The 13,532-nt window shown below is 33.9% G+C and carries 10 protein-coding genes, 9 tRNA genes and 1 rRNA gene; all 20 read right to left on the reverse strand.

What is annotated here, in order from left to right:
• Position 1 precedes the first annotated feature (1 nt).
• A complete protein-coding gene (locus ACFVRR_RS21875; RefSeq protein ID WP_387332621.1) occupies positions 2-670 on the reverse strand; it encodes a PspA/IM30 family protein in 669 nt (222 codons plus the stop codon).
• Position 671: 1 nt separating this feature from the next.
• Positions 672-1,082, reverse strand: coding sequence for a hypothetical protein (locus ACFVRR_RS21880; RefSeq protein WP_387332622.1), 411 nt, complete (start codon positions 1,080-1,082; stop codon positions 672-674).
• Between the two features lie 158 nt (positions 1,083-1,240).
• The gene (locus tag ACFVRR_RS21885) at positions 1,241-2,311 is read right to left on the reverse strand and encodes a Ger(x)C family spore germination protein (RefSeq protein WP_387332624.1); all 1,071 of its coding nucleotides are present in this window, start codon (positions 2,309-2,311) and stop codon (positions 1,241-1,243) included.
• Between the two features lie 14 nt (positions 2,312-2,325).
• Positions 2,326-3,411 carry a GerAB/ArcD/ProY family transporter gene (locus ACFVRR_RS21890; RefSeq protein WP_387332625.1) on the reverse strand — a complete coding sequence of 362 codons (1,086 nt, stop codon included), beginning with the start codon at positions 3,409-3,411 and terminating at the stop codon, positions 2,326-2,328.
• Between the two features lie 17 nt (positions 3,412-3,428).
• The gene (locus ACFVRR_RS21895; protein ID WP_387332627.1) at positions 3,429-4,718 is read right to left on the reverse strand and encodes a spore germination protein; all 1,290 of its coding nucleotides are present in this window, start codon (positions 4,716-4,718) and stop codon (positions 3,429-3,431) included.
• A gap of 690 nt (positions 4,719-5,408) precedes the next feature.
• A complete protein-coding gene (gene glmS / locus ACFVRR_RS21900) occupies positions 5,409-7,211 on the reverse strand; it encodes a glutamine--fructose-6-phosphate transaminase (isomerizing) (protein ID WP_387332629.1) in 1,803 nt (600 codons plus the stop codon).
• A 534-nt stretch (positions 7,212-7,745) separates the two neighbouring features.
• The gene (gene glmM, locus ACFVRR_RS21905) at positions 7,746-9,089 is read right to left on the reverse strand and encodes a phosphoglucosamine mutase (protein ID WP_387332631.1); all 1,344 of its coding nucleotides are present in this window, start codon (positions 9,087-9,089) and stop codon (positions 7,746-7,748) included.
• Between the two features lie 13 nt (positions 9,090-9,102).
• Positions 9,103-10,392, reverse strand: coding sequence for a CdaR family protein (locus ACFVRR_RS21910; RefSeq protein WP_387332633.1), 1,290 nt, complete (start codon positions 10,390-10,392; stop codon positions 9,103-9,105).
• Entirely contained in the window at positions 10,385-11,203 is an 819-nt protein-coding gene (gene cdaA, locus ACFVRR_RS21915; RefSeq protein ID WP_387332635.1) for a diadenylate cyclase CdaA, read from the reverse strand. Before cdaA ends, ACFVRR_RS21910 begins: the two co-directional genes overlap by 8 nt.
• A gap of 273 nt (positions 11,204-11,476) precedes the next feature.
• A complete protein-coding gene (gene rocF / locus ACFVRR_RS21920) occupies positions 11,477-12,376 on the reverse strand; it encodes an arginase (RefSeq protein ID WP_088014518.1) in 900 nt (299 codons plus the stop codon).
• A 240-nt stretch (positions 12,377-12,616) separates the two neighbouring features.
• Positions 12,617-12,692: transfer RNA gene (locus tag ACFVRR_RS21925), tRNA-Ala, on the reverse strand.
• A 20-nt stretch (positions 12,693-12,712) separates the two neighbouring features.
• Positions 12,713-12,787 (reverse strand) — tRNA-Gly (locus tag ACFVRR_RS21930).
• Positions 12,788-12,803: 16 nt separating this feature from the next.
• Positions 12,804-12,876: transfer RNA gene (locus ACFVRR_RS21935), tRNA-Lys, on the reverse strand.
• A 28-nt stretch (positions 12,877-12,904) separates the two neighbouring features.
• Positions 12,905-12,979: transfer RNA gene (locus ACFVRR_RS21940), tRNA-Gln, on the reverse strand.
• A gap of 8 nt (positions 12,980-12,987) precedes the next feature.
• Positions 12,988-13,072 (reverse strand) — tRNA-Tyr (locus tag ACFVRR_RS21945).
• 18 nt (positions 13,073-13,090) lie between these two features.
• Positions 13,091-13,166, reverse strand: a tRNA-Val gene (locus ACFVRR_RS21950).
• 10 nt (positions 13,167-13,176) lie between these two features.
• Positions 13,177-13,251, reverse strand: a tRNA-Glu gene (locus tag ACFVRR_RS21955).
• A 16-nt stretch (positions 13,252-13,267) separates the two neighbouring features.
• Positions 13,268-13,340 (reverse strand) — tRNA-Thr (locus ACFVRR_RS21960).
• Between the two features lie 13 nt (positions 13,341-13,353).
• A tRNA-Asn gene (locus ACFVRR_RS21965) sits at positions 13,354-13,428 on the reverse strand.
• A gap of 11 nt (positions 13,429-13,439) precedes the next feature.
• A 5S ribosomal RNA gene (gene rrf, locus ACFVRR_RS21970) occupies positions 13,440-13,532 on the reverse strand; the annotation flags it as partial.

A 13,532-nucleotide genomic window follows, 5' to 3' on the forward strand; every position in this document is an offset into this window, starting at 1 on the left:
CTTACGCAGTTTCCACCGCATGCTGTTTTAGCTTTTGTAGCTCTTCTTCTATTTCTTCACTCATTACGTTATCTTTATATCCATTAGATAGGTTATTATGATATGCAAATTTATTTTGAGCTTGTACTTCTGCTTCCATCATAAGTATTCGATCTTCTGCACGGGAGATTCCATTGGCGATTGTTTCTGAATTAAATGAAACAGATGTTTGTTGAATTTGTTTAATTGATTTTGCAATGTTTGCTCTAGAAACTAGTAACAGTCTCTTATGCAGATATTCATCATATTTACCTTTCAGTTCATCTAATTTTTCATAAAGTGACTGAGTTTGATTTTGTATTGTATTTAGTTGCTCTGTATATAGGCTTAGCTGTTTTTCATGAACAAGTTTTTCCTGTATTGCCAGTTTTGCAATGGAGTCTTCTCCATTTTCAACAGCTAGCTTAGCTTGTCCACTTCTTTTGTTTACCAGCCCTTCTGTCTCTAAAATCAGTGCTTTTTGCTTATTCTCTAAATAGATTTGACGAGAGAGTGCTTCTTGACCTTTCAAAAGATCTTCTTCCATTTCTCTTATATATTGATTCAACATTGAGATTGGATCTTCTAAACCATCCAATGCTCCATTCACTTTAGCCAACGATATTAATTTCATTCTTTTAAAAATGCCCATTTTATTTATTCTCCTTTTTTGATAATAGATTTTTTTCCCATTTATCCAATAAATCTGCGTTTGTTCTGTTTATAGGTATGTTAAAACTAGTTGTATCTAATGAAATTTGATTAACCTGGCTAGCTTGTCCCTTTTTAACTAATTTTTTAAAGATAAAAGTCACTACCGCAAATGCGATTAAAAGGAATAATACTAAACCAATCCAAGAAAAGTCATGAAAATGGTGTGGACCATGCATCATCTGATGTGATCTAAATTCGTTTCGACCGTCTCTATCCATGTACATTGAATGTTGATCAGCAAAACGTCTTTCATGAAAACCACCTAGTAATCTAAGAAAAAAATGTACCCCTAAAACAAAAACTGCTGTTATAGAGACCCATGTAAATATTCTCCTTACTCTTTTATTCATGTTATTTCCCTCCTCTCATTTCTTAATAAATTGAATTCTAATAGAGTATGGTGAAATTATGGTGAAAACGAAAAATTAGTTTTGCTTATTAAAAAAAGATAGGTAACAGATTTTTATCTGCTTTCCTATCTCTTTTTACGTAAATCTATTTATAGGCCTCAATTAATAAACCCGGTCCCTTTAATTTTTACTTTAGACTTAATCTTAAAGGCTAGGTTATTGTACTTTTTGTTCCATAATGATAAATTTCTATTTTCGCTATTCCTAGATAAGTATCTTAAACCAAAACCGATTGGATCAATGTCTTTTTCTTTTATTTTACTAAGTAAAGCTTTAGTCTCTGCATTAATTTTATCTTCCAGTTGCTTATTTAGTTCTGATATGTCACTTTCTTTGATCGAATCCAAGCCATCAATCTTTTCTTCTATAACCGCTCTCACCTTAATCGTATAATTGGCGACTATATTTTTATTTTGATGTTTTAATTTGTAATTTGCCTTACCTTTTTCTAAATTCATTACATACATAACTTTCTTGTTTTTGACCTTTAAGCTCTCATCGTAAATTCCAGTCGTTAAAAGTCGATAGGTTTCTGATTCACTTGGACTGAGCTCCATAATCATTTTACTCTTATCAAATAATGCTATTCGATCTACTAATAAATCCTTTTTATTTGATTCAATTATAGGCATGGCGATATCTATTCCGTCTTCTGTTTCTCTCCTATATGCGTCGAAAAGACAAACTGGATCTATGTACGGCGATTCAGTTCTACTAAAATCAAAATATGATTTCAAAACACCGCCTGATACTTGTTCTTGTATAGGCTTAAAGTTAAGCACTTCAAGTGCATTCGGTTTAGCAACGCTTAAATAAGACGTCATTTGAATATCAGGTCTTCTTACAAAAAACTCTAATAACGGCTGTATATTACTTTTGGCTAATTTTTCTCCAATCACAATCGTACTACTATGTCCATATACCAATTCTTTATCAATCTGTGACTTCATTAAGTTAAGACCTTCTGAAATCGAGTCAGTATTTGCTGTGAGAATAAGAAATTCTGATTTCGGTATTTTCGGGTCTCCATTCGGAATTGCTACTTTAATCATCACTTTATATTTTTTTTCAGGATTCTCAGATTGATCAATCCCAATAGATGTTACGAATGCTCTCTTATCAATATCTTTAAAGGTGCATCCAGATAATAGCAGCGTTGCACCAATCATAAAAAAACAAAGACTTAAGTAACGTGCCTTTTTTTTATTGACGCATACAATAATGAGATGATTAATAAGAAGTTTGTGAAGGCATTTAAATTGAAAAACATTGTAAAATATTTTACTAAGTCTGTATCTCTTATAAGAAGTTGAATAACTGTAGTTAAACAGATAAAGAAGGAAATTAATATCCATTTATAAGATCCTCCATAGCTTAAATTGAGCGTTTTAAAAAGCTCTAATGAGGTATGCCAGCTAAGTATAATGTATATTAATGAAATAAAAATTTGGCCAAACAGTAGAATATAAATAACTCTCTCTACAATCAAATAATCAAAATGCATACTATCAACAGTCGTTAACCAAACAAACACTTCTTTTCTAACACCGTTTAAGCCTAAGTATCCGATTGGTATTAAATAATTACTGCAGATAATAAACATCCCACATAGAAAGATCCAGAGAAGAAATCTTTTGGTTATAAAATTTAAATTTATTTTTTCATTAAAAATAATTAAATTAGAGAAGCCCGTAAAGACAAATAGGGCAGCAGTGAACGCACTGATTTTCGGTAAATGTTTAAAATAGTTAACAGATTGATATAGGGAATCAACTACAACAAAACGATCAGTCAAAAATCTTATAAGCACAAATAGAACAATTGGAATGTGAAGTATCACGAGTATTTCTGTAACGTATAATAATGATTCTGTTTTTAGTAAAATCGCAAAAACTATTACTAAGAGAAACACAATATAAGTTATTAAGATTGGGGTATTTGGATTGATGAAAATATTTACAACATGAATTAACGCAATAATAAATAAAGCACCCGTCAAGTACCAAAAAATTAAGCAATAAATGATGTAGCATTTTCGACACCAGTCGGGAACTACATTTTTTATGATTTGACTAATATTTTGTTCAGGAAATTTACTAAATAACTTTTGTAAAAAATAAATAAAAAAGCCACCTACTATAATGGCCAAACCAATACTTGTAATACTTCCGTTTAAACTATTCCTATACAATATTTGTGGCCCAAATGCAGTTATGCTAATAACTGTATTTAAATAAAATAGGTATGTAATATATCTTTTCCCTAGCAAAAAACACACCCCATTATTTAATTTTTATTAAAAAGTGTCAAATAAGGTTTTCCTAAGCTTCTTAAATTACATAAATGACAAAGAATAGCTAGTGTACCTACTATAACGCCAATCATCCCAAACAATGAGGCAAATAGTATAATCGGATATCGAACAATTCTAATTGCTTGATGCATCGCATTAATAGGAATACTAAATAAAGAGATGGCAACTAATGAAACAACGATAATCATGATGTCGGCTACTAGACCTGCTTGTGAAGCTGTTTGTCCTAAAATTAATCCCCCTACAGTAGTAGCTGTAGAACTAATTGATTTAGGTAGCCTTAAACTTGCTTCTATTAGAAATTCTGCCATTAACATTAGAAAAAGAATTTCAATATAAGAAGGAAACGGTACTGACATTCTACTTCCGGCAACGAGTAAAGCGAATTGGACTTGTAAAACTTCTGGAGAATAAGAAATAACTGCAACATAAATAGCTGGTAAAAACACAGTAATCATTAAAGCTATATACCGGATTGAAATAAAAAACTTCGATACTACCGTTAGTTCCACTGTATCATCCATCGATTTGAAAAAGTCGGAGAAAGTCGCAGGTCCAATTAGCGCCCATGGCGTTCCCTCAACAAGTAAAATTATTTTTCCAGCCGATAGATTAAATACGACTCGATCTGGCCGCTCTGTCGATAGAAAAAGTGGAAAGAGACTCCACTTATTATTCATTAGTAATTTTTGAAGCTGACCGCAGGATTGCAATACATCAATATGTATCCCTTTTACTTTTTCTATGAGGTGTTTGTATACATTACTATCTATTAAGTTCTCATCATATAACACAAGCACTTTTGTTTTTGATAGATTTCCGACAATGTAGTTTTCAACCTTTAAAGTACTCTTTCTATATCGATTTCGAATCAAGTTTAAAGATACATCAATTTTTTCATTTAATCCGTCCTTTGGTCCTTGTAACACATTTTCTTCGGTTGACACTCCGACAGAACTTGCACTAAATTCGCTAATTGTAACTGAGTAGTTTATTTCATCTAAATTTATAATAATACTTCCGTTTAGAATCTTTTCAATCATGACCAATTCTTCTGAAACGATCTCCCAATCATTTAATGTTTTAAGATAGTTTTTATATAAAACAAATGATTCAAATTCGTAAAAAGGTGTAATAAGAAGTTCAGTAATTTTATTCCCATCACAAACTGAATTTAAATAGAAAAGAGTGATCGTTTTATTTAATTTTTTTAGGCTACGTTTTTGAAAATCAATATTATCTTGAATTGATTTAAACCTCATATACATCACCTCTTTACTAATTTGTACGAATATCATGTGGATATTCGTAAATATTGGCAATAAGTAAAACTATGAATGGAAATAAAATTTATAAAAATTATCACGTGATCCGATAATGGAGCTATGATTTTTATCTGAAAGTTAGATTTTAGCTGGGAGATGGTGTTTTCGGAAGCAACAAAAAAGAGGCTGCTGAAAATTTAGATTTCAACTTAGCCTCTCTTCTATTAAAGTTCAACCTGATCTGGTTTTCTTATAACAACACGTTCATCAACTTCACTAACATGAAAGTCATCTTTTGTTGGAATGAAGTTTTCATCGTAAATTTTTATCATCATTTTTCACTCCTGCTTAGTATTCCATATTCTTATGAAGGATTGATTGATCTAAGTTTATTCTTAGTTTTGTTACATTTTTGTTTTTAAAACTTCAGAAGTTTAGCTTGTATGTATTATCATGTTCAAAATAAAAAAAGGACTAATGGTTATCACCACTAGTCCCCTGTATTTTAAATTGAAAGTTATTTAATTGGTTTTCTTATTACAACACGCTCATCAACTTCACTAACGTGAAAATCGTCTTTTGTAGGGATGATATTTTCATCGTTAAATTTGGTCATCATTTTACACTCCCTGCTCAGTTTTTATTTTCAAATCTGTTTTTTAATAAACTTTAAGATTACTAATTTGATTATTCAACAGTAACTGATTTTGCAAGATTACGTGGTTTATCAACATCACAACCACGATGTAAAGCAGCATAGTAAGAAATTAATTGTAATGGTACGACTGAAAGGATTGGAGATAATTCCTCTTGTACTTTTGGTAAAATGAAGCGATCGCCTTCCATATTTAATCCTTCCATAGAAATGATACAAGGGTTAGCACCACGAGCAACAACCTCTTTTACATTTCCACGAATGTTTAAGTTTACTGATTCTTGTGTTGCTAATGCGAAGATTGGAGTCCCTTCTTCGATTAGAGCAATTGTACCGTGTTTTAACTCTCCACCAGCAAATCCTTCTGCTTGGATGTAAGAAATTTCTTTTAGTTTTAATGCGCCTTCTAAGCAAACGAAGTAATCTACGTTACGACCGATGAAGAATGCATTACGAGTTGTAGCTAAATATTCTGTAGCAATTTTTTCAAACTCTTCTTTTTGGTTTGTAATTGATTCCATTGCATTTGCTACAATTCCAAGTTCTTTAACCAGGTTAAAGTTAACTGTTTTTCCTTTTTCTTTTGCAAGAGCATTTGCAACAATTGCAAGTACTGCTAATTGTGCAGTGTAAGCTTTCGTTGATGCAACAGCGATTTCAGGACCTGCGTGTAAAGGAAGAGTGAAATCAGCCTCACGTGATAATGTTGATCCTGGAACGTTTGTAAGTGTAATTGCTTTATGACCTAATTTATTTGTTTGTACTAAACATGCTCTACTATCAGCAGTTTCACCGCTTTGTGAAATATAAATGAATAATGGTTTTTCTGAAAGCAGTGGCATATTGTAAGAGAATTCACTTGCAACATGTACTTCTACAGGTACTCCCGCCATTTTTTCAATAAATTGTTTTCCAACAAGACCAGCATGATAACTAGTTCCACAAGCAACAATATATAATCTGTCAGCTTCTGCTAAAGCCGCTTTAATTTCTGAGTCAATTACAAGCTCGCCGTTTTCATCTTGGTACTTTTGGATAATATTACGGATTACTAAAGGTTGCTCATCTGTTTCTTTTAACATGAAATGAGGGTAAGTTCCTTTTTCGATATCGCTAGCATCAATTTCTGCAGTATATGGAGAACGTTCTTTAACATTTCCGTTAAGGTCCATTAATTGAACACGATCTTTAGTAAGTAAAATAACCTCTTTATCCATTAATTCAATAAATTGATCAGTAATTTGTAGCATTGCCATCGCATCAGATGCAATAACATTAAACTCTTCACCAACACCAACTAGTAATGGACTTTTGTTTTTTGCTACATAAATTACATCATCGTTTTGTTTATCTAATAATGCAATTGCATATGAACCTTTCAGAAGCTTAAGTGTTTCTCTAAAAGCATCAAGTACAGATAAACCTTTTTTAATATGCAGTTCAACTAACTGAACAATTACTTCAGTATCTGTATCACTTGTAAATTCAATATCATTTAAATAATCGTTTTTTAATTGTACATCGTTCTCGATAACGCCATTATGAACAAGTGTAAAACGTTCAGTAGAGCTTTGGTGAGGATGCGCATTACGTTTACTTGGAGCACCATGCGTTGCCCATCTTGTATGACCAATTCCAACGTTTCCGTCCGTTTTTGTAGGGATTGATTTACGTAATACTGCAATTCTACCTTTTTCTTTATAAACTTCTACACCATTGTCAGTTAAAAGAGAAATCCCAGCAGAATCGTAACCACGATACTCTAATTTTTCTAAACCTTTTAATAAAATTTCTTTCGCATTATCATTTCCAATATATCCAACGATTCCACACATAATTAACTATTGCTTAGTAAGTCCTAAAACAAGACATACAAAATGTATAGGAATGGAACGCTGTTTTCCTAACCGTTTAACTATTTAATTTTCTATTCCCTCGTCATGTTTAATAATGGTAGAGGACTTACAAGCAATATCCACCTACCTTTCATATTCCGCTCATTAGCGAGTTCATTTTTTGATTTTAAACGGTGTATCAGATTATTTACGTTTGTGCACACAGTCACCCATGTGTTTTACATAAATAATTTCGGTTGTGATACAGCAACCGGGAGTCATCCGCCGAAACTTCGATAAAACTCCACCTCGTCAACTACACATTCACGTCTAGTGTAGTTCTGGCGCTTTTTTAATACTTTTTTATTTCTATACTCCTTCCTTGTTAGGAAAACAATAAAACAACTATACTATACTGTATTAAAAATGGTCAACAAAAATATGTTGATAAAAGTTATAGAATAGCTGTATATAACAAAAATATGCATAGACTTACACAAAAGTGCTCATCAATGCATATTTTTTTAATTTATATTATTCGCCAACTTCTTCTTTTACAATAGCAACAATACGTTCAACATATTGTTTACATTCTGCCTCAGAAGGAGCCTCAGCCATTACACGAATAAGTGGCTCAGTACCAGAAGGACGAACTAAAATACGACCATTGCCGTTCATTTCTTCTTCTACCTCTGAAATGATTGCTTTAATGCGTTCGTTATTAAGTGCTTCATTTTTATCTGTAACACGAACATTAATTAATAATTGTGGATACTTTTTCATTTCTCCAGCTAATTGTGATAAAGTTTTACCTGTTTCTTTAACAATACTTACGAGCTGAATCGCACTTAACATACCATCACCAGTCGTTATATGATCTAAAAAGATGATGTGACCAGATTGCTCACCGCCAAGATTGAACCCATTCTTTCTCATCTCTTCCATTACATAGCGATCTCCAACACCTGTAACTGCACTTTTCATCCCATTCGTTTCTACTGCTTTGTAGAAGCCTAAGTTACTCATAACAGTTGATACAATTGTGTTTTGTTTTAGACGACCTTTTTCATTTAAATATTTTGCACAAATATACATTATTTGGTCACCATCAACGATTTCACCATTTTCATCGATTGCAATTAGACGATCTCCATCACCATCGAATGATAAACCGATGTCAGCACCTTTTTCCTTTACAAGAACTGCTAAAGCTTCAGGATGTGTAGAACCTACACCATCGTTTATATTAAATCCATTAGGATTCGTTCCCATTGTAACAATATCTGCTTCTAAATCTGCGAATAAATATGGCGCTAATGAAGAAGTGGCACCGTGTGCACAATCTAGAGCAACTAATAGGCCAGAGAAATCTTCATCAATTGTGTTTTTAAGGAATTGTAGATATTTTTGACCACCTTCAAAATAATCACTAACTTGACATAAATCATTTCCAGTTGGTCTTGGTAGACGATCAACTTCTGCATCCATTAGCTCTTCAATTTCATCTTCTTGCTCATCCAACAATTTAAAACCGTCTGGACCAAAAAACTTAATCCCATTATCTGCAACAGGATTATGTGAAGCTGAAATCATAACACCCGCTTGTGCTCCAAGTGCTTTTGTTAAATAGGCAACACCTGGAGTAGAAATAACACCTAATCTCATAACTTCAGCACCAATTGATAATAAACCTGCAACTAGTGCTCCTTCAAGCATATGTCCTGATACACGTGTGTCACGCCCAACAATAATTTTAGGTTTGACATTGTTTTTAGTTAATACATAACCGCCACAGCGTCCAATCTTATATGCTAATTCAGGAGTTAACTCTTTATTTGCAACTCCTCTTACACCATCAGTACCAAAATATTTACCCATTTTAACTCTCCTTCTAATTCGATGACTGTCCTACATCGCCTGAATTCACATTTTCATCAGTTTGAGCAGATTTTTTATCAGTAATTTCAATCGTTATTGTATCAAACTCTAAACTATATATAACTCCTTTTGGGCCGGTAATAGTAAGCGCTACATCTCTAGTTCCTGGATCTAGTCCATTAACTTTTGCTGTAATATTTAAATCGCTTGGATTAATCGCATCCAAGTCATCCTTAAATCCCTTGGCAGTAACTACTACTTTTCCTAACGGGGGCTTAGTAAACTTATATTCAAATTGATTATTTTCACCCACTAAATTAATAGGGATATTACTAAATTTCTTTTCCGTTTCTTGATCAAAATTAACGTCTACATTAATCGTGCTAGAGTCAACTCTAAATGCTCCATTTGGCGTAGGTACATTAACTTCATATGTACCACTTTGATTAAATGAAGATATGTCAACTGGCACTTCTATAGGACCGTTAAACTTGTCCAACCAATCTTTAGACGCATAAATTCTTAATGCATTAACTTTACTAGCAAGACTACTTAGTTTTAAACCATCCTTAAGTGTTCCTGTTTGCACTAACTTAATCGGGAAGCTAGCACTTTCAGAAACAATAGGGACAGTTACTTCAACTTTTCTTGGACTTGTAGTGAACGGAAGTTGAACACCTTTTTTATTGTATAATCTAACAGGTAAAACCTGACTAAATGTCTGATTCGCATCAGTAACATCCACACCAACAGTTGCATATGCCACTTGTGAAACTTCATCTCTTGATCCTACTATTGTCACTAAACCAGGTTTAACAATTGCATTTTCTGCCTTATAGCCATGTTTAATCCTTTTTTCATTTAGATAAACAACTTTAACTGAAACTGCTTTTTCAATTTTTTCATTAATTGTCACTCTAACTGTTCTTGGTTTAATAGTTGCCTTTATTTTGTCTGAAATATTTCTAATTTTTAAAGGAACTTCATATGTACCTAGAGCATAAGAAGTTAGATCCAAATATACTTCAAAATCCTTCTTCATTTCAGCAGTTTTTACAATACTATTTGGCCCATCTAATTGCACTGAAACATTCTTTGGAATTCCAGTTACAATTAGATTACGTTGATCGTAAATAGGCGTCACTGGTACGTCTCGCACTAATTCTTTATTATTAACAAACGGTATGTCTCCTAATCCCGATGTACTTGATTGTGGAACTAGATTGACAGACATGAAAAGTAATAATGTTACTAGTAAAGCGATTCCTCTTAATATCCAACGATTATCCATAAAATTATCCATTACGTTTCACCTTCCAATTCCATTTAGATGTAGTGGACTCTTCTGGTGATTTTAGTTCAGTATTCAATAAGTTTATAAGCTCTTCTTTTGATAATTCTCTGTATAGGTTTCCATTCCTTGCTACTGAAACTGCACCTGTTTCCTCAGAAACTACTATCGTAATACTGTCAGTAACTTCACTGATACCGACTGCTGCTCGATGTCTCGTTCCTAATTCCTTTGAAATAAATGCACTCTCAGACAAAGGTAAATAACAGGCTGCTGCTGTTATCTTTTCACCTTGTATAATTATCGCTCCGTCATGTAGTGGTGTATTTGGTATAAAGATATTAATCAGTAATTCTGATGATAAATTAGCATTCATACGAATACCGGACTCTATGTAGTCACCCATACCTGTTTGTCTCTCAAATGAAATAAGTGCACCTATTCTTCGTTTAGCCATGTATTCAGTGGCTTTTGCAATGTTCTCAACAATATCATTTCGGTCATTAATTCCACTACCTGTCGTTCTAGAGAAGAAACGGCCACGTCCAAGCTGTTCTAGTGCTCTCCTTAATTCTGGTTGAAAGATAATAATAACCGCCAAGAATCCCCATGTTAATGCTTGATCCATTAAAAATTGTAAAGTATGCAAGCCAAATAGGCTGCTTAATACTTTTACGACAATAATGATTGTTACACCTTTTAAGAGTTGGACTGCCTTCGTCCCTTGAATAATGATAATTAATCTATATATAACAAACCAGACTATTAGGATATCTAATCCATTCTGTAAATACTGTAAAAAATTTATATGTAAAGAAGGCATCTTTTACCCTCCAAATTCTATAGAATAAAACTGTATCTTGAGTATTATATCATATTTTTGCAATACACAAAATTTGTGAGTTATTAATTATATTAACAATACTTTAACGACTATTTTAGTTATATTAAACAAAATTACAGAATTATATATGTTGGCTCTCTATTTTAATAAGAGAATGGTCAACAATTCATATCTTATTTTGAAGGACAGTTCCCAAACTATTTTTATAAAACAAAAAAGCTAGCGAATGCTAGCTTTTTATTGTTGAAATAATTATAGTAACTTCTCACCTAATAATGAGCCTATTAATGCAACGGCAACGATTGCTGTTCTATTTCTTTCGTCTAAAATTGGGTTAACTTCTACGAATTCAATTGAAGTAATGATATCAGCATCAGATAACATTTCCATTGCTAAGTGACCTTCTCTATAAGTGATTCCTCCAGGAACAGGTGTGCCCACTCCAGGAACGTGAATTGGATCTAAACCATCAAGATCTAATGATAAGTGTACACCGTCACACCCTTTTAAGTGGTCAATGCTTTCTTCCATTACTTTTGTCATTCCTAATTTATCAATTTCATGCATTGTATAAACTTTAATTCCTAATTCTTTAATAATGGCTCTTTCACCTTCATCAAGATCACGTGCGCCAATAATGATCACGTTCTCTGGTTTTACTTTAGGGAAGTAACCACCTATTTTCGTTAATAAATCGTGGCCATGACCTAAAGAAACAGCTAATGACATACCATGAATATTACCAGAAGGAGATGTTTCAGCAGTATTTAAATCTCCATGTGCATCAAACCAAATTAATCCTAGATTATTATAATGTTTTGATACACCTGCTAATGTACCGATAGCAATACTATGATCACCGCCAAGTACTAGTGGCATTCTGTTTCTTTTAATAACTTCATCTACTTCAGCAGCAAGCTTTTCACATGTTTCTTTTACAGATTTTAAGTTCTTTAAATTATGTTCTGAATTATCTTCTTTAACTGGTGTACGTTCTACTAAAATATCGCCTAAGTCTTCTACTTGATAAGACATTCTTTCAATACGTTCGTGTAATTGTGCATATCTAATTGCACTTGGTCCCATATCTACTCCACGTCTAGTTTGTCCTAAATCTAGTGGTACTCCAATAATTGAAATATCTTTTAACATTTTTATTTCCCCCATCTATTGAATTCATAAAAGAAAACGCTTACTTTGTTTTGAAAAAATATAATTTTTTGACTGTTAAAGTTATTAATTATATTAATAGTTTAAATCTTTTGAAACAAATGGGTCAACTCGACATTTTTTTGTATACATATGCATTTTTAGCTTTTGAATTACTATAACATATGATTATAAACAACAAAAAACCTTAGTCAAATGACTAAGGTTTAACTTTATGTATATTGGTGGAGCCTAGCGGGATCGAACCGCTGACCTCCTGCGTGCAAGGCAGGCGCTCTCCCAGCTGAGCTAAGGCCCCACTATTTATGTATATGCGAATGGAGCGGAAGACGGGGCTCGAACCCGCGACCCCAACCTTGGCAAGGTTGTATTCTACCACTGAACTACTTCCGCACATAAAAAAAAAGAGTGAGCCATGAAGGATTCGAACCTTCGACCCTCTGATTAAAAGTCAGATGCTCTACCTACTGAGCTAATGGCTCGCAATAAAATTACGATAAAATAAAAAAATGGCTGGGCTACCTGGATTCGAACCAGGGCATGACGGAATCAAAATCCGTTGCCTTACCGCTTGGCTATAGCCCAACAATAAATGGTGGAGGGGGACGGATTCGAACCGCCGAACCCACAGGGAGCGGATTTACAGTCCGCCGCGTTTAGCCACTTCGCTACCCCTCCGGTATTTATTAAATTAGATGGTGGAGGATGACGGGCTCGAACCGCCGACCCCCTGCTTGTAAGGCAGGTGCTCTCCCAGCTGAGCTAATCCTCCGTAATATAAATGGTGACCCGTACGGGACTCGAACCCGTGTTACCGCCGTGAAAGGGCGGTGTCTTAACCGCTTGACCAACGGGCCAGTACAACTTTTCCTAAGCTTCCAACCGGGCTCGAACCGGTGACCTCTTCCTTACCATGGAAGTACTCTGCCTGCTGAGCTATGGAAGCATTAAGTTAAAAATGGCTCCGCAGGTAGGGTTCGAACCTACGACCACTCGGTTAACAGCCGAGTGCTCTACCACTGAGCTACTGCGGAATAAACTTAAAACCAAGCGACGTTCTACTCTCACAGGGGGAAACCCCCAACTACCATCGACGCTGAAGAGCTTAACTGCCGTGTTCGGTATGGGAACGGGTGTG

It is taken from the genome of Gottfriedia sp. NPDC057948, assembly GCF_042887255.1.
In the GTDB taxonomy this organism is placed as follows: Bacteria; Bacillota; Bacilli; order Bacillales; family Bacillaceae_G; genus Gottfriedia.